Annotated in this window: 26 protein-coding genes; 21 read left to right on the top strand and 5 right to left on the bottom strand. The window is 64.6% G+C overall.

Annotation, left to right across the window (positions count from 1 at the left end; genetic code table 11):
* Position 1 precedes the first annotated feature (1 nt).
* Together BLW56_RS14290 and BLW56_RS14285 are read left to right on the top strand one after the other, a co-directional pair.
* A complete protein-coding gene (locus BLW56_RS14290; RefSeq protein WP_093511338.1) occupies positions 2 to 1486 on the top strand; it encodes an NAD(P)(+) transhydrogenase (Re/Si-specific) subunit beta in 1485 nt (494 codons plus the stop codon).
* A 127-nt stretch (positions 1487 to 1613) separates the two neighbouring features.
* Positions 1614 to 2309, top strand: a complete 696-nt coding sequence (locus BLW56_RS14285; RefSeq protein WP_093511337.1) for an aspartate/glutamate racemase family protein — start codon at positions 1614 to 1616, stop codon at positions 2307 to 2309.
* A 143-nt stretch (positions 2310 to 2452) separates the two neighbouring features.
* Here BLW56_RS14285 and BLW56_RS14280 read toward each other — a convergent pair whose 3' ends face one another.
* Entirely contained in the window at positions 2453 to 2866 is a 414-nt protein-coding gene (locus BLW56_RS14280) for a DUF2147 domain-containing protein (protein ID WP_143043469.1), read from the bottom strand.
* A gap of 97 nt (positions 2867 to 2963) precedes the next feature.
* Here BLW56_RS14280 and BLW56_RS14275 point away from each other — a divergent pair, with 97 nt between their 5' ends.
* The 8 genes from BLW56_RS14275 to BLW56_RS14240 all read left to right on the top strand — a co-directional run bounded on the left by BLW56_RS14275 (position 2964) and on the right by BLW56_RS14240 (position 10568).
* On the top strand, positions 2964 to 4178 hold the full coding sequence (locus tag BLW56_RS14275; protein ID WP_093511335.1) for a parallel beta-helix domain-containing protein: 1215 nt from the start codon (positions 2964 to 2966) through the stop codon (positions 4176 to 4178).
* Entirely contained in the window at positions 4175 to 5203 is a 1029-nt protein-coding gene (locus BLW56_RS14270; RefSeq protein WP_093511334.1) for an SO2930 family diheme c-type cytochrome, read from the top strand. The genes BLW56_RS14275 and BLW56_RS14270 overlap by 4 nt, the downstream gene beginning before the upstream one ends.
* Before the next feature lie 8 nt (positions 5204 to 5211).
* Entirely contained in the window at positions 5212 to 5844 is a 633-nt protein-coding gene (gene maiA / locus BLW56_RS14265) for a maleylacetoacetate isomerase (protein WP_093511333.1), read from the top strand.
* Entirely contained in the window at positions 5841 to 7889 is a 2049-nt protein-coding gene (locus BLW56_RS14260; protein WP_093511332.1) for a TonB-dependent receptor, read from the top strand. The genes maiA and BLW56_RS14260 overlap by 4 nt, the downstream gene beginning before the upstream one ends.
* Before the next feature lie 85 nt (positions 7890 to 7974).
* On the top strand, positions 7975 to 8421 hold the full coding sequence (locus tag BLW56_RS14255) for a MarR family winged helix-turn-helix transcriptional regulator (RefSeq protein ID WP_093511331.1): 447 nt from the start codon (positions 7975 to 7977) through the stop codon (positions 8419 to 8421).
* The gene (locus tag BLW56_RS14250; RefSeq protein WP_093511330.1) at positions 8414 to 8695 is read left to right on the top strand and encodes an HPr-rel-A system PqqD family peptide chaperone; all 282 of its coding nucleotides are present in this window, start codon (positions 8414 to 8416) and stop codon (positions 8693 to 8695) included. Before BLW56_RS14255 ends, BLW56_RS14250 begins: the two co-directional genes overlap by 8 nt.
* Positions 8692 to 9558, top strand: coding sequence for an HprK-related kinase A (locus tag BLW56_RS14245; protein WP_093511329.1), 867 nt, complete (start codon positions 8692 to 8694; stop codon positions 9556 to 9558). The genes BLW56_RS14250 and BLW56_RS14245 overlap by 4 nt, the downstream gene beginning before the upstream one ends.
* Positions 9555 to 10568: a nucleotidyltransferase domain-containing protein gene (locus BLW56_RS14240; protein WP_093511328.1), complete on the top strand. Its 1014-nt coding sequence runs from the start codon at positions 9555 to 9557 to the stop codon at positions 10566 to 10568. Before BLW56_RS14245 ends, BLW56_RS14240 begins: the two co-directional genes overlap by 4 nt.
* Here BLW56_RS14240 and BLW56_RS14235 read toward each other — a convergent pair.
* Complete coding sequence (locus tag BLW56_RS14235; RefSeq protein WP_093511327.1) at positions 10565 to 11227, bottom strand: HAD-IA family hydrolase; 663 nt, start codon at positions 11225 to 11227, stop codon at positions 10565 to 10567. The two genes, BLW56_RS14240 and BLW56_RS14235, sit on opposite strands and share 4 nt — an antisense overlap.
* 59 nt (positions 11228 to 11286) lie before the next feature.
* Between BLW56_RS14235 and glmU the strand changes: the two genes are divergently transcribed.
* From glmU to BLW56_RS14185, 10 genes are all read left to right on the top strand, one after another.
* Positions 11287 to 12639, top strand: a complete 1353-nt coding sequence (gene glmU, locus BLW56_RS14230) for a bifunctional UDP-N-acetylglucosamine diphosphorylase/glucosamine-1-phosphate N-acetyltransferase GlmU (RefSeq protein ID WP_256203475.1) — start codon at positions 11287 to 11289, stop codon at positions 12637 to 12639.
* Positions 12640 to 12643: 4 nt separating this feature from the next.
* Entirely contained in the window at positions 12644 to 13180 is a 537-nt protein-coding gene (locus BLW56_RS14225; RefSeq protein WP_093511325.1) for a GNAT family N-acetyltransferase, read from the top strand.
* Positions 13177 to 13491, top strand: a complete 315-nt coding sequence (locus BLW56_RS14220) for a hypothetical protein (RefSeq protein ID WP_093511324.1) — start codon at positions 13177 to 13179, stop codon at positions 13489 to 13491. Before BLW56_RS14225 ends, BLW56_RS14220 begins: the two co-directional genes overlap by 4 nt.
* A complete protein-coding gene (locus tag BLW56_RS14215; RefSeq protein WP_093511323.1) occupies positions 13488 to 13952 on the top strand; it encodes a GNAT family N-acetyltransferase in 465 nt (154 codons plus the stop codon). The genes BLW56_RS14220 and BLW56_RS14215 overlap by 4 nt, the downstream gene beginning before the upstream one ends.
* Positions 13953 to 13982: 30 nt before the next feature.
* Positions 13983 to 14207, top strand: coding sequence for a ribbon-helix-helix domain-containing protein (locus tag BLW56_RS14210; RefSeq protein ID WP_256203474.1), 225 nt, complete (start codon positions 13983 to 13985; stop codon positions 14205 to 14207).
* Positions 14204 to 14572 (top strand): PIN domain-containing protein, encoded by a 369-nt coding sequence (locus BLW56_RS14205; protein ID WP_093511321.1) that lies wholly within the window; start codon positions 14204 to 14206, stop codon positions 14570 to 14572. The genes BLW56_RS14210 and BLW56_RS14205 overlap by 4 nt, the downstream gene beginning before the upstream one ends.
* A gap of 15 nt (positions 14573 to 14587) precedes the next feature.
* The gene (gene glmS / locus BLW56_RS14200; RefSeq protein ID WP_093511320.1) at positions 14588 to 16411 is read left to right on the top strand and encodes a glutamine--fructose-6-phosphate transaminase (isomerizing); all 1824 of its coding nucleotides are present in this window, start codon (positions 14588 to 14590) and stop codon (positions 16409 to 16411) included.
* Positions 16408 to 16821, top strand: a complete 414-nt coding sequence (locus tag BLW56_RS14195; protein WP_143043468.1) for a GFA family protein — start codon at positions 16408 to 16410, stop codon at positions 16819 to 16821. Before glmS ends, BLW56_RS14195 begins: the two co-directional genes overlap by 4 nt.
* A gap of 5 nt (positions 16822 to 16826) precedes the next feature.
* Positions 16827 to 17489 (top strand): HAD family hydrolase, encoded by a 663-nt coding sequence (locus BLW56_RS14190; RefSeq protein ID WP_093511318.1) that lies wholly within the window; start codon positions 16827 to 16829, stop codon positions 17487 to 17489.
* 235 nt (positions 17490 to 17724) lie between these two features.
* The gene (locus BLW56_RS14185; protein WP_093511317.1) at positions 17725 to 18597 is read left to right on the top strand and encodes a dienelactone hydrolase family protein; all 873 of its coding nucleotides are present in this window, start codon (positions 17725 to 17727) and stop codon (positions 18595 to 18597) included.
* 15 nt (positions 18598 to 18612) lie between these two features.
* Here the strand turns inward: BLW56_RS14185 and BLW56_RS14180 are convergent, their stop codons facing one another.
* The 3 genes from BLW56_RS14180 to BLW56_RS14170 form a co-directional block, all read right to left on the bottom strand.
* Complete coding sequence (locus BLW56_RS14180) at positions 18613 to 19080, bottom strand: DUF411 domain-containing protein (RefSeq protein WP_093511316.1); 468 nt, start codon at positions 19078 to 19080, stop codon at positions 18613 to 18615.
* Between the two features lie 60 nt (positions 19081 to 19140).
* Positions 19141 to 20157 (bottom strand): aldo/keto reductase, encoded by a 1017-nt coding sequence (locus BLW56_RS14175; RefSeq protein ID WP_093511315.1) that lies wholly within the window; start codon positions 20155 to 20157, stop codon positions 19141 to 19143.
* Between the two features lie 64 nt (positions 20158 to 20221).
* Positions 20222 to 20812: a LysE family translocator gene (locus BLW56_RS14170; RefSeq protein WP_093511314.1), complete on the bottom strand. Its 591-nt coding sequence runs from the start codon at positions 20810 to 20812 to the stop codon at positions 20222 to 20224.
* Positions 20813 to 20885: 73 nt separating this feature from the next.
* Between BLW56_RS14170 and BLW56_RS14165 the strand changes: the two genes are divergently transcribed.
* On the top strand, positions 20886 to 21338 hold the full coding sequence (locus BLW56_RS14165) for an Lrp/AsnC family transcriptional regulator (RefSeq protein ID WP_093511313.1): 453 nt from the start codon (positions 20886 to 20888) through the stop codon (positions 21336 to 21338).
* Positions 21339 to 21356: the final 18 nt, after the last annotated feature.

Raw genomic sequence — 21356 nt, 5'->3', positions numbered from 1 at the left:
GATGGACGTACAGGCCATTCTCTCGGCCGCGACCGGCGGCCACGGCGCCGTAAATCCCTACGCCGCCGTCGCCTACCTGGTGTCGGGCGTCCTCTTCATCCTCGCGCTGCGCGGCCTGTCGAGCCCGGCAACCGCGCAGAGCGGCAACCGCTTCGGCATGATCGGTATGACCATCGCGGTCGTCACCACGCTGCTGACGCATGTGCCGGTCAGCGTTGACGGCGCGCTCGATACAATCGGTCTCGGCGAGATCCTTGTCGCGATCGGTATCGGTGCGGTGATCGGTATCGTAATGGCGCGGCGGATCGCGATGACCGCGATGCCGCAGCTCGTTGCGGCGTTCCACAGCCTCGTCGGCCTTGCCGCGGTTGCGGTCGCCGCTGCCGCTTATCTCAACCCCGTTGCCTTCGGCATCGCCGATGCGGCGGGTCAGATCCACGTCGTGAGCCGCGTCGAAATGGGCCTCGGCATTGCGATCGGTGCGATCACCTTCTCGGGATCGGTCATCGCCTTCCTCAAGCTCAACGGCAATATGTCGGGTTCGCCGATCATGCTGCCGGGGCGCCACATCATCAACCTTGGCACGCTCGCCGCGATCGTCGCGTTGACCGCCTATTTCACGCAGGACCAGTCGCCGTGGGTGTTCTGGACGATCACGGGGCTCAGCTTCGTCATCGGCTTCCTGCTGATCATCCCGATCGGCGGCGCCGACATGCCGGTCGTCGTGTCGATGCTCAACAGCTATTCGGGCTGGGCCGCGGCGGCGATGGGCTTCACGCTCGGCAACACCGCGATGATCATCACCGGCGCGCTCGTCGGCTCGTCGGGTGCGATCCTGTCGTACATCATGTGCCGCGCGATGAACCGCAGTTTCATCAGCGTGATCGCGGGTGGGTTCGGCGCCGATGCCGACGCTGGCGCGGGCGGTGGTTCCAAGGAACAGCGTCCGTGGAAACCGGGCAGCGCCGAAGACGCAGCCTTCCTGATGAGCCAGGCAGAAAATGTCATCATCGTCCCCGGATACGGCATGGCGGTCGCACAGGCGCAGCATGCGCTGCGCGAAATGGCCGACCAGCTGAAAAAGGAAGGCGTGAACGTCAAATATGCGATCCACCCGGTCGCGGGCCGTATGCCGGGCCATATGAACGTGCTGCTGGCCGAGGCGAATGTGCCTTATGACGAGGTCTTCGAGCTGGAGGACATCAACGGCGAGTTCGCGCAGTGCGACGTCGCCTTCGTTATCGGCGCCAACGACGTGACCAACCCGGCGGCGAAGACCGACAAATCGTCGCCGATCTACGGCATGCCCGTGCTCGACGTCGAAAAGGCGAAGACCGTGCTGTTCGTGAAGCGTTCGATGGGCGGGGTCGGCTATGCCGGTGTCGACAACGACGTTTTCTATATGGATCAGACGATGATGCTGCTCGGCGATGCCAAGAAGATGGCCGACGACATCGTCAAGGCGCTCAGCGGTAGCGGGCACTAAGGCTTCAGGCATCGACGCTTTGCCGCAAAGTTTTGCCCCCGGCCTTGCCCGGGGGCGTCACTTTAACTAGCGATAGACGGGACCGGGCCGGCAACGACCCGGTCCTGTTGTATTCTGGAGGACCATCTTGCGCAAAATCGGCCTGATCGGGGGAATGAGCTGGGCATCGACCGAGCTTTATTACCGCCATCTCAACAAGGGCGTGCAAAAGCGCCTCGGCACCGCCTGTTCGGCGCCGATCGTGATGGAGAGCCTCAACTATTGCGAGCTGTCGCGGATCACGACCCCCGAGCAATGGGCGCACGCGAAAGAGGTGCTGATCGCTTCGGCGCAGCGGCTCGAGGCGGCGGGCGCGACCGCGCTGATGATCGCCGCCAATTCGATGCACAAGGTCGCCGAGGATGTCGCCGCGGCGATCTCGATCCCGATCCTGCACATCGTCGACGAGACCGGCGAAAAGATGAAGGCCGATGGCGTAAAAGCGGCGGCGGTGATCGGCACGCGCAACGTGATGACCGAGGCATGGTTCCGTCAGCGCCTCGTCCGCCACGGGCTGACGCTCGCCCCTTATGACACAAGCCGCGCCGACGAAATCGACCGGATCATTTACGAAGAGCTGATGCTCGGCAAGGTGAACGAGAGTTCGCGCCGCACGATGAAGACCTTCATCACCGATATCGCGAAGCAGGATGTGCAAGCCATCGTGCTGGCCTGCACCGAATTGGTGATGCTGGTCGATACCGACGCCAACGTCCTGCCGATTTACGACACGACGCGCATCCATGTCGCCGCAGGGGTCGACTGGATCCTGGGCGAAGGGTGATGACAAAATCCTCCCTGTCGCGAAGCGATGGAGAGGGGGACCGCCGAAGGCGGTGGAGGGGCGGCGACGGCAATGCCATTCGCCCCTCCGTCAGCGCTTCGCGCTGCCACCTCCCCATGCCTTTGCCACAGGGAGGATAGGGTTTATGACATCTTCGTCCACGTTACCGTGCGGCAGAACAGGCTGACGCAGCCTTTCATCGTCATCTTGCCGCCGTTGGCGCGCAGATGCGCCTTGTAATATCGGCCGTCCTCGGGGCTATAGCCCTCGCCCTTCCAGCCGTCGCCGTGCGGGACGAGATCCCAATAAATCTGAAGGCCGGTAACCTTACGGCTGCGTTTCGCCTTGTCGGGATTGCGTTCGTCGAGCTGGCCGCCGGCGGGCTGCTTGATCAGCAGGCGTTCGACGCGCCCGCACATCTTGTTGCCGCACGCGGCCATGACCACGATGCCTTTGCCATCGTCGGTTTTCCAGCGCCCGGCAATCGGTGCCGGCGCCGCTGCCATCGATGGCACGGCTATCAAGGCGACAAGCGCCAGAGCAAATCTGTGAATCAAGGCGACCTCTCCCCGGGTTAGCTACACATATGTCAGCAACACGCTTGGCATCCGTCAAGTCTTGCACCATGCTCCCCGAAAATAAGGGGAGAGACAAATGCGATTCCATGGCCTCAGCCACGCGGCGACGCTCTGCATCGTGGCTGCATTTGCCGCCAGTCCGGCGGCGGCGAAAGTCATCAGCGTCAGCGCAACAACGCCCGACGCGAACGAAAAGCTGCAAGAGGCGCTGATCCTTGCCGAACCGGGCGATACCGTCCAACTCAGCGCAGGCGTGTGGAAGCTCACCGACGGCCTGTCGCTCGACGTCGCAAATGTGACCGTGCGCGGCGCCGGAGCGGGTGAGGGCGGCTCGATCCTCGACTTTACCGGGCAGCAGGGCGCGGGCGAAGGGCTGCTCGTCACCTCGGACGACGTGTTCCTCACCGAATTCGCGGTGCTCAATACGAAGGGTGACGGCATCAAGTCGAAGGGCGCCGACCGCATCGTCTATCACAAGCTGCGCGTCGAATGGACCGCGGGGCCGAAGGAAAGCAACGGCGCCTACGGCATCTATCCGGTCGAGAGCAGCGACGTGCTGATCGACAGCGTCTTTGTCCGCGGCGCCTCCGACGCGGGCATCTATGTCGGTCAGTCGAAGAACATCGTCGTGCGCGAATCGATCGCCACCGAGAATGTCGCGGGGATCGAGATCGAGAACAGCTACGACGCCGACGTCCACGACAATATCGCGACGAAGAACACCGGCGGCATCCTCGTGTTCGACCTGCCGAGCCTGCCGATGCAGGGCGGGCATAATGTCCGCGTGTTCGAGAATATCGTGAACGACAACAGCACGCCCAATTTCGCGCCGAAGGGCAATATCGTCGCGAGCGTTCCGACGGGGACCGGCGTGCTGATCATGGCGAACCGCAATGTCGAGATTTTCGACAATGTCTTCGACCAGAATGGCACCGCCAATGTGATGATCGTCGGTTATCGTTACGAGCATAAGGATCCGAAATATCAGCCGTTGCCGAATGCGATCGTCGTGCGCTGCAATCAGCATGGCAAGGCGGGCTATGCGCCGAAATTCCCCGGCGGCGACATGATCGCGGCGGCGATGGGCGGCAGCATTCCGCCGGTGCTGTGGGACGGCGCGGGCGACGCGATCGTGCTCGACAAGGTCGGCGTGCTGTCGCTGAACCTGCCCGACGTAAAGACGCCGCAAAGCGAGGCGAAGCCCGCTCCCGCCGACCTGTCGAAAGGCACGCCGCCCGCAGCGCTGCCGACGATCAAGCTGCCCGACGCGATGGAGGCGAAGGTCCGGTGAGACGCGTTCTTGCCGCGATTGGCGCGGCGCTGCTGTGTGCGAGCGGCGGGGCGGCCGTGGTGGCGCCGACTGTCGACCAGGCGGTCGTCGAAAGCGATGCTATGCCCGCGAAGCTCTCGGCTTTCGGGCTGTTCCGCGGCAATGATCCGAAGGCGCCTTCGACCGGCATCGGCTATACGCTCCGCGCACCGCTGTTCAGTGACTATACCGACAAGCATCGCTTCATCTCGATCCCCACCGGCAAGAAGGCGAAGGTCGGAAGCGACGGGGTGATCGAGTTTCCGGTCGGAACCGTGCTCGTCAAAAGCTTTGGCTGGAGCGACGTCAACGACGGGCGCCCGGTCGAGACGCGGCTGCTGATCCGCCGTGCGGCGGGCTGGTTGGCGCTTCCCTATATATGGGACGCCGACGGTAAGGATGCGACGCTGGCGCTCGGTGGGCGGCGCGTGCCGGTGACCTTCAAGAGCCCCGATGGCGAGACGCACAGCATTCGCTACGCGGTGCCGAACAAAAATCAGTGCAAGGAATGCCACAGCCTCGCCGGCGAGATTGTGCCGATCGGACCCAAGGCGCGCAACTTCATCCTAGACCCGGCGGCGTCCGACAAGTTGCGCAGTCTCTATTTCGATAATCCCGCTGCGCTGAAACCGACAATGCCGCAGTGGGACGATCCCATATCGGGCAGCGTTGCGACCCGCGCCCGCGCCTATCTCGACGTCAATTGCGCGCATTGCCATAACCCCGCCGGCAGCGCGTCGAACAGCGGCCTGTTTCTGCGCTGGACCGACGATCCAGCGGGCGTGAATTATGGCATCGGCAAGCGGCCGACCGCGGCGGGGCGCGGCAGCGGGGGCATGGATTTCGCCATCGCACCCGGTGATCCCGACCATAGCTTCCTGATCTATCGCCTCGAAAGCACCGATCCCGGCATCGCGATGCCCGAGGTCGGGCGATCGACGGTCCATAAGGAAGGCGCGGCGCTGCTCAGGCAATGGATTGCGGAGATGCCGAAAGCATCGCATTAGACGGCGCCATGACACAGCTCGTCCTTCACGATTATTTCCGCTCCTCGGCAAGCTTTCGCGTGCGCATCGCGCTGAACCTGAAAGGGCTCGATTATGAACGCGTCGAGGTCAGCCTGATCGCGGGCGAACAGCGGAGCGACGCCTTTCTGGAGCAGAATGCGCAGGGGTTCGTCCCGATGCTCGTCGTCGATGGCGAACCGATCATCCAGAGCATGGCGATCATCGACTGGCTCGACAGGGCGTTTCCCGAGCCGCAGTTGATTCCCGAGGAAGCGATGCCGCGCGCCGTCGCGCTGGCGCGCGCGCAGGTGATCGCGAGCGACATCCACCCGCTCAACAATCTGCGCGTGCTCAAATATCTGAAGCGCGACCTAGGCCTTAACGAACAAACCAAGGACCGCTGGATCGCGACGTGGATCACGCAGGGGTTCGAAGCCTTGGAGGCGATGGCGGGCGTCGGCAAATATCTTGGCGGGGACACGCCGGGCATCGCCGACTGCTGTCTCGTCCCGCAAATCTATAACGCGCGCAGGTTTGAGGTGCCGCTTGATGCCTTCCCGCGGCTGACCGAGATCGACGCCGCGTGCATGGAACTCGACGCCTTCCAGTCGGCGCATCCCGATGCGGTGAAGCCAGCGTGATCCGCTGGCTTGTGGGGGCCGCGCTGCTGGCACAGCCGGCGGCGGCGATGGCGCAGGAAGAGGAGGAATATTTCGAGGAGCCTCCTTGCATTCTCGGCACCCCGCGTCCGCGCGATGTCATCATCGTCAACGGCAGCGGCGTGCTGAGTCGGCCGCTCAGCGATGCGGTGCAGAGCGCCGCCATCCTGACCCACATCGCGCCCGGTTTTGGTGCGCGCGTCGAGAACCGTCTTCGCGATGAGGCAGGGCTGGTCCAGTTTCGCCGGTCGGACGGCCGTTCGGCGCACCCAACGAGCCAGGGTATCACGCTCCGCGGGCTCGGCGGCAACGCGTCGGCACGCGCGCTCGTCACGCTCGACGGCGTGCCGCAAGCCGATCCCTTTGGGGGCTGGGTCGCGTGGAGCGCCTATGACGCGATCAAGCTAGGTGGAATCATCGTCACCCGCGGAGGCGGCAGCGGCGTCGACGGTCCCGGTGCGCTCGCGGGTACGATCGGCCTTTATTCGGAAATGACTCACCGCGCCGAGGCGAGCGTCGCTTATGGTAGCCGGGACGGCTGGGATGCGTCAGCTTCCGTCGGCGGTCAAATTGGCGAAGGGGAGGTCGCGGTCGACGCACGCTATAGTCGTGGCGATGGCTTTGTGCCTGTCGCGGCGGGACAGCGCGGCGCAGTCGACCGCGCGGCGCCCTACGAGCAGGGCGGGTTGGGCTTGCGCCTTCGTTTCGCCGCCGGTGACAACAGCCGGATCGAGGCCGCGCTGCGCGGTTTTTCCGACCGGCGCGACCGTGGAACCGATTTTACGCAGAGCAAGTTTGACGGGATCGACGCCAGCCTGCGCTTCGTCCACGATCCGTTTGGCGGGACACAATGGCTCGCGCTCGGCTATGTCCAGCTTCGCGATTTCGAGAGCGGCTTCGCGAGCGTCGCCGCTGGACGAAACAGCGTCGCGCCCGCACTCTTGCAGCGCGTCCCCGCGACGGGGCTCGGCGCGCGGTTCGAATTGCGGCCCGAATTCGGCGGGGAGAATCCGCTTCGTATCGGTGTCGACTGGCGCCGTACGGTTGGTCGCACGGAGGAAGATTTTTTCTTCGCCGGCGTGACCCCCGGCCGTCACCGCATCGCGGGCGGCGACAGCGATACCGTGGGTGCTTTCGCCGAATGGACCGGGGGTTACCGGGATAACGGCCTACTCTGGACGCTGAGCGGTCGCGTCGATCGCTGGTGGCTCGGTGAGGGCTATCGCCTCGAACGCAATATCGCGGGGCCCGTTATCACCGACCTTCGTTTCGCCTCGCGGCAGGGCTGGGAAGGCAGCGGCCGCGCCGGCGTGCGCTGGAATTCGGACGCGATCTCGATCCGCGCCGCAGCCTATCGCGGCTGGCGCTTGCCGACACTCAACGAACTCTATCGCCCATTCCGCGTCGGAGCCGAGGTGACGACCGCGAACGAGATGCTGAAGCCCGAACGACTGTGGGGCGGCGAGGTCGGCGCCGATTGGGACAATGGCGACACGAAGTTGTCGGCGACGCTGTTCGCGAACCATCTGACGAACGCGATCGCCAATGTGACGCTCGCGCCGAACCTCAACCAGCGGCAGAATCTCGACGCGATCGACAGCAAGGGCGTCGAGGTCAGCGCCGAGCAGCGGATCGGTCCGGCGACGCTGCGCGCGACCTACGCCTTCACCGATGCAGACGTCGATGCATCGGGCGCGGCGCTTGGGCTCGACGGTCGTCGCCCGGCGCAGATCGCGAAGCACGGCGGAAGCGTATCGCTGCGCAGCAATGCGAACGGCCCGTTCGGCGGCTTCGCGACGCTGCGCTATATCGGCAAGCAGAATGAGGACGATCTGGGGCTGCTCGCTCTCGACGATGCCCTGACGCTCGACGCGGGGCTGTCGTGGCGATTCAGCGACGGGATCAGCATCGAGGCGCGCGGCGAGAATCTGTTCGATGAGCTGGTACCCGCCGCAATCTCGTCGTCAGGGATCGTCGAGCGCGCGACACCGCGGACATTGTGGGTTGGCGCGCGCGTTTCTTTCTGATTTTCACGCTGTCCGCCCTTCACAGGCCCGAAACAGGCGATAGGATGGCTCTGCCGGGGTTACGGATTGTGGGGATGAGTAAGGCATGGCCGCGAAGAAGCTGAATCTAGACAATTTCCTGCCGTACCGCCTGTCCATCGCATCGAACGCCCTGTCGAGCCGGATCGCCGCCGAATATGAGAATCGCTTCGGGCTCAAGATCCCCGAATGGCGGCTGATGGCGGTGCTTGGCGAAGGTCAGCCGAAGACGCAGCGCGAGCTGGTTCAGGCGACCCGCATGGATAAGGTGACTGTGAATCGCGCTGCAAAAGCGCTCGCCGACCGCGAGCTGATCGCGCGTCAGGCGCATGAGGCTGACGGACGTTCGCATCATCTGGAGCTCACCGAAACGGGGCGTTCGCTGTACGACGCAATCGTCCCCGCGGCGCTCGCGAGCGAGGCGCGGCTTGAATCGAATATCAGTACCGAAGAACGCGCGGCGCTGCTCGCTATCCTCGCAAAACTGACCGCCGCCGCCGAAGATTATGGCTGATCGGACGTATCGCGCCGCGCCGCCGGGCGCGCTGCGGATCGAGCCGCTCGGCGAACTGACCGCGATTTTCGACCGGCGCTCTATGCAGACGCATCTCGTCGTCTCGCCGATGCCCGAGATACTGGACGCCATGGGCGCCGACGTCTGCAACGCTGCCCTCCTTGCATCGCGCCTTGCCGCGGTGTTCGATTTCGAGGGCGACGACGATGTGCAGCCCATCCTTGCCGAGCGGCTCGGCGAGCTTGCCGCGATGGGGCTGGTGGAGCGGGTGTGACGCACAAGATACGCATTGCCGTCGGCCCGGTGCAATTTCGTATCGGCAGCGACTGGGCCGAACCGATTGCGGCGCTCCGGCACCTTTATGCCCAATATCCTGCGGACGATGCGCGCCCTGCCGATGCGACCGTCCGATTGTTCGCCGCACGGCCATGGCGGCGCTGGTTGCGACCTTCGGTGCATATCGGCGGCGATTTCGTCGTTCCCGACGCGCTGCCGTTGCCGCTGTCGATGGGGCTGCTCGCCGCCGAGATGGGAATGAATTTGCAGGTCGCGCTCGGCTGGCGACGTCATATGCTGCTCCACGCGAGCGCGGTGGCAAAGGACGGACGCACGCTGATCATGTCGGGCGAGTCGGGGTCGGGCAAATCGACGCTCGCGGCGCTGCTGGGAGAGGGCGACTGGCGGCTGATGGGCGACGAATTCACACTGATCGACCCGGCTGGGGGCGATGCTTTCGCCTTTCCGCGCGCGGTCAGCCTGAAGAATGAAGCGATTGCCGAGGTTGCGGCCCGCGTCGATCCGGCGCGGCTCGGCCCGCTGCTCGCCGCGACGCCGAAGGGCGACATTCGCCATTTAATCCCGCGGCCCGAAGCCATCGCCGCGATGCACGAACCCGCGCGTCCGGCGCTGCTGCTCTTTCCGCGCTTCGGCGGCGAGACTGCGATCGAAGCGATGGGCGAGGGTGAAGCCTTTGTCCGGCTGACCGAGGCGTCGACCAACTATGTCGCGCTCGGAGAGGCGGGCTTTGCCGCGTTGACGCGGCTCGTTCGTGAAACTCCCGCGTTCGGCATTTCCTATCCAGACAGCGCGACCGGCGTCGCGCTGGTCGAGCAGCTTTGGGCGGACACGACAAAGTGAGCGCAGTCCAAAGCTTCGTCGACCTGCTTTCCGGACGTTGCGATCCGGTCGCGCTGGTGCCGCGCGATTGGGACGGTGTGATCGGCGTTGCGCGCAGCGAGGCGATGCTGGCGACGCTCGCGCATCATCTGGCCGATGCCGACCTCCCGCCCACCGTCGCCGCGCTGTTTGCCGACCAGCGTGCGGCTGCCAAGGTCGCACAGACGCAGGCTTTGTGGGAGGCCGAGATGGCGCGCCGTGCGCTGGCGCCGGCGGGGATCGAATTCGTGCTGCTGAAAGGCGCGGCCTATGCCGCCGTGGACATGGCCTGCGCCGCCGGGCGCCAGATCGGCGATCTCGACATATTGGTCCTCGCGCACGACATCCGCCGCGCCGAAAATGACCTGCTCAAGGCGGGATGGGAGTGGGTGAAGTCGGACCCGTATGACGATGCCTATTACCGCCAGCATATGCATGAACTGCCGCCGATGATCCACAAGGTCCGCGACCGGATGATCGACGTGCATCACACGATCCTGCCGCGCACCCACCGGATCACCCCCGACGCGCTGGCGCTGGTCAGCGAGGCGGTGAGCAGCCGTGCGGGGTTCGCGGTTCTGAACCCCGCCGATATGGCGTGCCATTGCGCGGCGCATATGCTCGCCGACGGCGATCTGCAGGGCGGGCTACGCAATCTGTGGGATTTCCACTCGATGACGCGCGATTTCGCGGCCGCCGATCCGGGCTATTGGGGCAAGCTTGACGCCCGTGCGGACCTTCACGGATTGCGCATCCCCGTGCATCGCGCGGCGCGGCTGGCGCGCGATCTTTATGGGGCGACGCTGCCCCAGGGGTGGGATCTGCAGGATCCTGCCGACGTCTGGTTTCGCCGACGCCTTCTCGCGCGCGACGACTGGGGGCGCGTCACGCAGCTGCTTCTCGATCAGGCCTTCTATATCCGCTCGCACTGGCTGCGGATGCCGCCCGCGATGCTCGCGAGGCATCTCTGGACGAAGTGGCGCAAGCGCTAGAGCGTCGCGAGCAGCGGCACCAGTTCGTCATAATGGTCGATCACATGATCGGCGCCAAGCTCGGGTGCGCGTCGATCGAGGAAGCCGAAACTGACCGCGACACTCGGCACGCCCGCGTTCTTCGCCGCCATGACGTCATAGATACTGTCACCAACGAACGCCGCGCGCCCACCACCGCATCGTTCGACCATGGCATGGATTGGTTCGGGCGACGGCTTGCGGACGCCCAGCGTGTCGCCGCCGATGATTGTCGCCATGCGATCGGTCATATCGAATTCGGCGAGCAACAGGCGCGCGAGATGCTCGGCCTTGTTGGTGACGACCGCGGTTTTGATTCCCATCGCGTCGAGCCGGTCGAGCGCGGCGATCACGCCGGGGAAGGGCTGGGTGTGGACCGCAATATGCTCGCTGTAAAAGTCCAGTAGTTCGGGGTAGAGCCGCTCGACCGCGCCGTCGGGGACGCCGCCCGACGCGCGCAGGCCTTCCTCGAGCATATGCTTCGCGCCGCGTCCGATCATCGGCCGCACGGCGTCGGTGCTCAGCGGCGCGCGGTCCATCCGTGCAAGCGCGTGGTTTACCGCGGCGGCGAGGTCGCCGAGCGTGTCGAGCAAGGTGCCGTCGAGGTCGAAGCCGACGATCGCAAAAGGAAATCCGTTCATCCGCAGCGCATGGCGCGATGCTCTGGAAACCGCAATGATTTGCTGGCATGGCTCGCGGCATGAGCAATCCGATCGCTGCCGTCATTCTCGCCGCGGGCAAGGGCACCCGCATGAAATCCGACCTGCACAAGGTGCTGCACCCGATCGCGGGACGGCCGATGCTGCTGCACCTTATGGCGAGCGTCGACGAACTCAGCCCTGCGAAGAAGGTCGTGATCGTCGGCGACAAGGCCGACCAGCTCGAAGCCGCGCTGGCAGGAAGCGCCGACCTTGCGGTACAGGAGCCGCAGCTCGGCACCGGCCATGCGGTGCAGCAGGGCGAAGCGGCGCTCGCGGGTTTCGACGGCGATGTCCTGATCCTCTACGGCGATGTGCCCTTCGTTCCCGCGGCGACGATGCAGGCGATGATCGACCGGCTGAACGCCGACGACGCGCCCGCCGTCGTCGTGCTCGCCTTCGAGCCCGCCGATGCGCAGCAATATGGCCGCGTCATCACCGAGGGCGACCGCGTCGTGAAGATGGTCGAGCACAAGGATGCGAGCGACGCCGAGCGCGCGGTTCGCCTCTGCAACTCGGGGCTGATGGCAGCGAAGTCGGCAGACCTCTTCGCGCTGCTCGCGCGCGTCACCGACGACAATGCGGCGAAGGAATATTATCTCGTCGACATCGTCAATATCGCGAATGCCGACGGGCGCCACTGCGCGGTCGTCATCACCGATCCCTATGACGTCGCGGGCATCAACAGCCGCGGCGAGCTCGCTGCGATGGAGGGCGAGTGGCAAGCGCGGCGACGCGTGCAGGCGATGGCCGACGGCGCCAGCCTGATCGCGCCCGACACCATCTGGTTTGCGTGGGATACGAAGCTCGGCCGCGATGTGACGATCGAACCCAATGTCTTTTTCGGCCCCGGCGCGACGATCGCCGACAATGTGAAAATCCGCGCCAATTGCCATATCGAGGGAGCGATCGTCGGCGCCGGCTGCGAGGTCGGCCCGTTCGCGCGGCTGCGTCCCGGCACGGTCCTTGGCGAGAAGGCGAAGATCGGCAATTTCGTCGAAACCAAGAAAGCGGTGCTCGGCAAAGGCGCGAAGGCGAACCATCTCACTTATCTTGGCGACGTCAGCGTGGGGGCGGGCGCGAACATCGGTGCGGGCACAATCACCTGCAACTATGACGGCTATTTCAAATACAAGACCGAGATCGGCGAGCGCGCCTTCATCGGATCGAACAGCGCACTCGTCGCGCCCGTGAAGATCGGCGCCGATGCGATCGTTGCGGCGGGAAGCGCGGTGACCCGCGACGTCGCCGACGGCGAACTCCGGCTCGTGCGCGGCGAACAGCTCGTCAAGCCCGGCTGGGCCGACCGCTTCCACGACGCGATGCGCAAGAAAAAAGCGGCGGAGAAGAAGTGATAACATGCCCGCGCCGACGCTGACCACCGCGCGCCTCGTGCTGCGCCAACTCCGCGAGGATGACGCGCCCGCGCTGTACCCGGTGCTGTCCGATCCCGAGGTGATGGTCTGGTGGTCGAGCGGGCCGCACCAGTCGCTTGCCGAGACCGCCGACTATGTCAAAGGCAATGCGAGCGAGGGGCAGGGCTATCTTTGCTGGGCGATCACCGCGGACGACGATGTCGCGCTCGGCTGGGTCATCCTGATCGACGGCAAGCCCGACGTGAAAGAGGTCGGCTATATCCTGCGCCGCGACCGTTGGGGCAGCGGGATCGCGCGCGAAGCGGTCGGCCGCGTGATCGACCATGGTTTCGGCGAAATGAAACTGCGCCGGATTTTTGCCGACACCGATCCCGAAAATACCGGCTCGATCGGGCTGCTGGAACGGTTGGGCTTTCAGCGCGAGGGCCACCTGCGCGGCGAGTGGGAAACGCATATCGGCGTGCGCGATTCGCTGATCTATGGGCTGCTGCAGGGCGAATGGATGGAGAAGAGCAAGTGAGTGACCGCTATACCGACAAGCCCTTCCTGCGCTTTGTCGACGCCTGGGTGCTGCAGGCGATCGGCCATCTCGACGCCGCCACCGAGACTTATTGCAAGGCGATGGTGCCGCAGCTCGAACAGAGCTTTGGTTTCAAGGGTAGCTGGGAGCGGATCGTCGAGCTGCAGATGAAATTCGGACCCGAGCTGCCCGCGCAGATCCGGCAAATCTGGACCGATGGCAAGGCGCGCTTTGCCGCGGGCAATGGCGAGGCGCCCGATCCGGTTCAGTTCGCGATGATCTTCGTTGACCGGAATTTCGGGCGGGCATGAGCGGCCTGGTCGTCCGTCCGGCGGCACGCGCCGACTATGGTCGCTGGCTGCCCCTGTGGGACGGCTATAACGCATTCTACGGCCGCAGCGGCGACACCGCGCTGGCGCCCGAGATTACTGCCGCAACGTGGGAGCGTTTCTTCGACCCCTATGAGCCGATGTTCGCACTCGTCGCCGAGCAGGATGGCGCGCTTCTTGGCCTGACCCATTATCTGCTCCATCGCAGCACGACCTCGCTGCTTCCGTCGCTCTACCTGCAGGACTTGTTCACCAGCGCCGAGGCTCGGGGAAAGGGCGTCGGCCGCGCGCTGATCGAGGCGGTGTATCGCGCCGCGCAGGAGCGGTCGCTGCCGCGCGTCTATTGGATGACGCACGAGACAAACGACACGGCGATGCTGCTTTACGATCGTATCGCCGAAAAATCGGGTTTCCTTGTCTATCGGAAGCAGTTGCCGGCTTGATTTGATATCATGGTATGATATCAAGAAATCATGCGCTTCCTCGCCGACATTCCTGACGACGATATCCAGTGGCTCGATGCGCTTGCCGCCGAACAGGGCGTATCGCGCGCCGAACTCGTGCGCCGCGCGGTTTCGGCCTATCGCGCCGATGTGTCGGGGGATGCGATCGATAATGCCTTCGGCATCTTCCGCGCCCGCGGCGATATCGGCGATGGGCTGAAATATCAGCGGCGCCTTCGGGGCAAGCGCGAATGATCGACGCGCAATTCGACAGTGACATATTGATCGACGCGCTGAACGGCGTCGAGGCGGCGCGCGGTGAAATCCGCCGTGCCGGGCGCAAGAGCATCAGCCGCGTGAGCTGGACCGAGGTGATGTCCGCCGCCGACCCCGCGTCGGTCAAGGCGGTCGAGGCCTTTCTCGGCTGCTTTCAGGTCGAGGAGATCGGCGACGCGGTCGCACGCCGAGCCGCGGCGCTGCGCGCGGAGCGCAAGGGCTTGACCTTGGCCGACGCTTTCGTACTGGCGACCGCGCAGATCAGCGGGCGCATCCTCGTCACACGCAATATCAAGGTGTTTCCGGCGTCGATGCCGGGTATTCGCGTTCCCTACACGCTCTAATGAAAGCCAGAACCCATGTGCGGAATTATCGGAATCATCGGCAAGGACCAGGTGGCGGACCGGCTGGTCGATGGCCTCAAGCGCATGGAATATCGCGGCTATGATTCGGCGGGCGTCTGCACGGTCGAGGGCGGGCAACTGATCCGCCGCCGCGCCGAGGGCAAGCTGAACAATCTCGTCAAGGAACTCGCCGGCAATCCTGCGCCGGGCACCGTCGGCATCGCGCACACGCGCTGGGCGACGCACGGCGCGCCGACGACGAGCAACGCGCACCCGCATGCGACCGGCGAAGTCGCGCTCGTCCACAACGGCATCATCGAGAATTTCAAGCCCCTGCGTGAAGCGCTGCAGGCGCGTGGCCGCAAGTTCGAAAGCGAGACCGATACCGAAGTCGTCGCGCACCTCGTCAGCGAACAGGTCGAGGCCGGCAAGTCGCCACAGGATGCGGTGAAGGCGGTGCTGCCGCAGCTCCGCGGCGCCTTCGCGCTCGCGATCGCATTCCGCCAGCACCCCGACCTGCTCATCGGCGCGCGCCTCGGCTCACCGCTCGTCGTCGGTTATGGCGAGGGTGAAACCTATCTCGGCTCGGATGCGCTCGCACTCGCGCCGCTGACGCAGAAGATCGCCTATCTCGACGAAGGCGACTGGGTCGTCATCACGACCGAAGGCGCGCAAATCTACGACGCCGAAAACAATCCGGTGACGCGCGAAATCACGACCTCGGGCGTCACCGCCGCCGCGGTCGAAAAGGGCAATTACCGCCACTTCATGCAGAAGGAGATTTTCGAGCAGCCGACCGTCGTCGCGCAGACGCTCTCCTCCTATATCCGCCCGCTCGAACAGACCGTCGCGCTGCCGCAGATGGATTTCGACCTCGCGGGCATCGAACGCATCACCATCGTCGCATGCGGGACCAGCTTCTACGCGGGCATGGTCGCCAAATATTGGTTCGAGACCTTCGCGCGCGTCCCCGTCGACATCGATGTCGCGTCGGAGTTCCGTTATCGTGACCCTGTGCTGCAACCCGGTGGGCTCGCGCTCTTTATCTCGCAGTCGGGCGAGACCGCCGACACGCTCGCCGCGCTCCGCCATTGCAAGGCGAACGGGCAGACGATCGCGGTCGTCGTCAACGTGCCGACTAGCAGCATGGCGCGCGAAGCCGACCTGCTGCTCCCGACGCACGCCGGTCCCGAGATCGGCGTCGCCTCGACCAAGGCCTTCACCTGTCAGCTCGCGGTGCTCGCCGCGCTCGCCGCACATCTCGCGCTCAAGAAGGGCAAGCTCAGCGCTGATGAGGAACGCGAGATCGTCAAGCATCTGATCGAGGCGCCCGCCGCGCTCAATGCCGCGCTGGCGCACGACGAGGAAATCTCGAAGATGGCGCATCTCGTCGCCCCCGCGCGCGACGTGCTCTACCTCGGCCGTGGTCCAGACTATCCGCTCGCGCTCGAGGGCGCGCTCAAGCTCAAGGAAATCTCGTACATCCATGCCGAAGGCTATGCGTCGGGCGAGATGAAGCACGGCCCGATCGCGCTGATCGACGAAGCCGTCCCGGTGATTGTTCTCGCGCCGTCGGGCCCGCTGTTCGAAAAGACCGTCAGCAACATGCAGGAAGTCATGGCACGTGGCGGCAAGGTCGTGCTGATTTCCGACGCCGAGGGTCTCGCCGAAGCCGGCGACGGCTGCATGGCGACGATCGAAATGCCCAAGGTCCACCCGCTGATCGCGCCGCTCGTCTATGCGGTGCCCGTGCAGCTCTTGGCGTATCATGTGGCGGTCGCGAAGGGGACTGATGTTGATCAACCGCGGAACTTGGCGAAGTCGGTGACGGTCGAATGAGTTGGGAAACCTCTTGCCACTGCGGCGCCGTCTCGGTGCAGCTCGCGAAGGCGCCCGAAGAGATCGCCGAGTGCAATTGCTCGCTCTGCTTTTCGCACGGCATCCTGTGGGCCTATTATTCGCCGCGCGATGTCGTGATCGAGGGGGCAACGCGGACCTATAATCGCGCCGACCGCGAGAACCCCAATTCTGACCTGCATTTCTGCGCGACCTGCGGGTGCACGACGCACTGGTCGGCGACCGAAGGGTTGATCGAGCGGATGGGCGGCGCGGTCGATCTGATGGGCGTCAACATGCGCCTCTTTGCGCCCACACAGCTCAGCGGCATCAGGCACAGCTTTCCCGACGGCCGCGGCTGGTCGGGCGAGGGGCCGTGGGGCTATGCCCGCGACGCCGAGGTCATGCCCTGACGCCTATGTCCTTTGCCGCCATCATCTTCGACTTCGACGGCGTGATCGCCGATAGCGAGGTGCGCGCGAACCTGTCGCTGTCGGAAAGCCTGACCGCGGTGGGCATGCCGACCACCTATGAAGAGAGTTTGCGCGACTATTATGGGCACAATTGGCAGGAAACTCAGCGGCGGATCGAGGCGCGCTTCGGGCGTCCGCTCCCCGCCGATTTTCGCGAGACGCACCGGACCCGCGCGCGGGCGCGCTTCATGGAGGGTTTCGATGCCGTCCCCGGTGCACCGGCGTTTCTCGACACGCTGGGGTCGCTGCCGCGCGCGATCGCCTCGTCGAGCCGCGCCGAATATATCGGCTGGGCGCTCGGCCTGTTCGGGCTCGGCCATCATTTCGGCGCGCATGTCTACAGCGCCGACGGCTGGGATCGCGGCAAGCCCTTTCCCGACATTTATCTCGCCGCCGCGAAGGGCCTCGGCATCGACGCAGCGCAATGCCTCGCGATCGAGGATTCGCCGACCGGAGCGCGTGCCGCGATTGCGGCGGGGATGACGGTCGTCGGCTTTTGCGGAGCAGGGCATATCGTCGATCGCGCGTGCCATGCCGCGATGCTCCGCGAGGTCGGCGTGCATCATGTGGCGCTGTCGTTCGACGAGGTGGCGGCGCTCGCTACCTAACTCGTCATTCCCGCGAAAGCGGAACCTAGTTGCAACGGCTGATGCTGGCTTCCCGCTTTCGCGGGACTGGTGAAAAGAAGACAGATTAACTCGCTCAAAAACCGCTGTCCTATAAAGCTGGGCTGGATTAGCTTCGCTCTTCCGTCGATCCCGATCACGGGACGAGATATGCAATCGCGAGTGAAGTTGCGCAGTTTTCTGCGGCTTTCCGAAATGATCCCCAAGGAGAGATTGAATGTGCACCGAGAACACCGAAGCCGATCTCGATCGCGCCGGCATGGCCGTCGGACGGCGTAGCTTTACCGCGCTTGCAGGCGCGGGGGCGCTGGCTGCGGCGCTGCCGGTGCGCGCGATGGCGGGCAAGCCCGTGAAGGGCCGCGATGTCACGATCAAGACCGACGATGGAACCTGCGACGCCTATTTCGTCGCGCCGGCCGAGGGCAGGCATCCCGCCATTCTGGTCTGGCCCGACATCCGCGGACTTCGTCCCGCATTCCGCCAGATGGCCGACCGGCTCGCGGCCGAAGGTTACGCCGTGCTGACCGTGAATCCCTTCTATCGTTGGCAGAAGTCGCCGGTGGTCGACGCCGCGAACGACTTCAACGATCCGGCAATCCGCGAAAAGCTGTTCGGTTATCTCAAGCAACTGACGCGTCCGATCGTCGAAACCGATGCCAAGGCGCATCTGGCGTTCCTCGACGCGCAAAAGGAGGTCGATACCAAGCGCAAGATCGGCACGACCGGTTACTGCATGGGCGGTGCGATGACGATCTATACCGCGGCGCTCAGCCCGAACCGCGTCGGGGCGGCGGCGAGCTTCCACGGCGGCGGCGTCGCGACTGACAAGCCCGACAGCCCGCATTTGCTGATCGACGATACCAATGCAGGCTATCTCTTCGCGATCGCCGACAATGACGACAAGGAAACCCCGAACGAGAAGCTGTTGCTGGCCGAGGTTCTCAAACCGCGCCCGCAGTGGCACGAGGTCGAGGTCTATGCTGGCGCCATGCACGGCTGGTGCCCGCCCGACGGCCGCGCCTATAATGAGGCGGCCGCCGAAAAGGCGTGGGCGCGGATGCTTGAGCTGTTCAAGACCGAGCTGGCCTGAGCCGGCCCGCCATGGTCAGTGTGCGTGCGCGCCGCCGCTTGCGGCGTAGCTCGCATAGACGCGCTGCCCGGCGGGGCCGAAGGTCATGACCTTATAGGCTTCGCGGTGGTCGCCATGCTCCATGCCGGGTGATCCTGTCGGCATGCCGGCAACCGCGAGGCCTTTTACGCCCTTCGGCTTTTCGCGGAGCAGGCGGCTGATGTCTTTCGCGGGCACATGCCCTTCGATCACATAGCCGCCGACGAGCACGGTGTGGCAACTGCGCAGCGCCTGCGGCACGCCTTGCTTGTCCTTGACCGCATCCATGTCGGGCGAGTTCACGACGACGGCCTTCTGCCCGAACGACGCCTTCACCTGCTCGAGCCATTTGAGGCAGCAGCCGCACCCCGCGTCGCGGAACATCACCGGGTTTGCCGCGTGCGCGGTGCCGATGACGGCGGAAAAAGCGGCGAGGGCGAAAAACGCGCGGCGGGCAGCGGACATGATGAACTCCTTGAAATCGAGGTCAGGAATAGCTGCCCATGCGGGAAGCGCAAGGCCGCCTCAGCCCATCGGGTAGAGGATATCCTTGCTGACCTTGTGCAGCGCCTTCATCACATCGTCGGAAAGCACGAGTTCCATCGCGTCGAGGATCGGCTGGACCTGATCAAAGGCGCTGACCCCGACGATCGTCGATGCGACGAAGTCATGCTGTTTCGACCATGCGGTCGCCATGGTGACGGGATCCAGCCCCGCCTCTGCGGCGATCGCCAGATAGCGTTCGGTCGCAGCGAGGCTCTTTTCGTTGACGAAGCGGCGACCCATCACTGCCTGCCGTCCCTCCATGCCGAGGTAGCGGGAGAAGCGCGCACCCTCGGGCTGCGCGCCGCCCTGATATTTGCCGGAGAGGACGCCGCCGGCGAGCGGTGAATAGGGGATCAGGCTGACGCCTTCCTGCCGGCAAACCTGCGCCAGTTCGTCCTCGAAACGGCGGTTGTTGAGGCTGAAATTATTCTGGATCGTATGATAGCGCGCGCCGCCCAGTTTCTCCGACGACGCGAGCGATTTCATCAGCCCCCAGCTCGTCTCGTTCGAGCAGCCGAGGATGCGGACCTTGCCGACGCGGACGAGTTCGTCGAGCGCGTCCATCATCTCGTCATAGGGCGCGTCATGGTCGGGCCAGTGCGTCTGGTAGAGATCGATATAGTCGGTCTGGAGCCGGGTGAGGCTGTCGTCGACCGCCTGCATGATATTCTTGCGGTCGAGCGCGGTCATGCCATTCCGGCACGGCGACTTGAACCACACATGGCTCGGTCCCGACACCTTGGTGGCCATGATGATCGCGTCGCGCGGCTTGGTCTTCATCCAGCGCCCGACGATCTCTTCGGTGCGGCCGACCCATTTGACGTCGGGCGGCACCGGATAGCCCTCGGCGGTGTCGTAGAAATTGATCCCCGCGTCGAAGCAGCGATCGAGGACGCGAAACGCCTCGGCCTCGTCGGTCTGGCTGCCGAAGGTCATCGTCCCCATGCAGATGTCGGACACATGGATGGCGCTTTTGCCGAGGCGGCGGCTGGTCATGGGGCTTGGTCTCCGCTGGATGGAGCGCCGTGCATAGGTTGCGGGATACAACCTTGCAATCAGATCAAATGAGCAGCGCGAGCGATCCCACGAGCAGCGCTGCCATCGTCCAGTTGAACGCCCTCAGCCGCGCCGGGCTCGACAGCCAGCCGCGCATCACCTGACCCATCACCGCCCACAGGCTGGTCGAGGGCAGGTTGATGATCCCGAAAACGATCGCGACGAGCAGTACCGCACCAAGATTGCGGTCGGGCGCATAGAGAGCGATCGCGGTCAGCGCCATCGACCAGGCCTTGGGATTGACCCACTGGAACAGCACCGCCTGAAAGAAGGTCATCGGCTTGCTGCGCGCGCCGGTCTCCGTGTCGGGCGCGGCTGCGTTGGCGATCTTCCACGCGAGCCACAGCAGATAGGCGACGCTCACGACCTTGAGCACTGTGTTCAGGATCGGGAACAGGTCGAACAGGCCCATCAGCCCGACTCCGACGAGGACGATCATCAGCGTGAAGCCGAAGCCGACGCCGAGTGCGTGCGGGACCGTACGGCGGAGGCCGAAATTGGCGCCCGACGCCATCAGCATCATATTGTTCGGTCCCGGCGTGATCGACGAGACGAGCGCAAAGGCGGAGAGCGCGACAAGAGTGGCCTGGTTCATACGTGCAACATAATGCGTTTCGATGCGCGATGGATTGCAAAGATGGCGCGCACTACGATAGATTATGCAACCTATGATCAAGATTGACACCATCGGTCGCAAGATATTGCGCGAACTATCGCGCGATGGGCGAATCTCGAACCTCGAACTCGCCGAGCGCGTCGGGCTGTCGCCGTCGGCCTGTCTGCGCCGCGTGCAGGAACTGGAACGCAGCGGCGTGATCAAGGGCTATCGCGCGGTGATCGACCCGGCAAAGCTCGGGCTGACGTTCGTCGCCTATGTGACTATCGGCCTGTCGTCGCACACGAAGAAGTCGCAGAATGATTTCGAAGCGGCGATGGCGGTCGCGCCCGAGGTGCGCGAATGTCACAATATCACCGGCACGATCGAATATCTGCTGCGCGTCGAGACCGAGGATCTGGCGGCGTACAAGCACTTCCACACCGAGGTGCTCGGTGTGCTGCCACAGGTGCATTCGATCACGACCTATGTGCTGATGGACTCGCCAAAGGACGAGCGGGCATAGTTTTTCTTCGCGCCGCCC

Origin of the sequence: Sphingopyxis sp. YR583 (assembly GCF_900108295.1) — a bacterium.
Taxonomy (GTDB): Bacteria; Pseudomonadota; Alphaproteobacteria; order Sphingomonadales; family Sphingomonadaceae; genus Sphingopyxis.
This window is presented reverse-complemented; position numbering and strand designations above follow the sequence as displayed.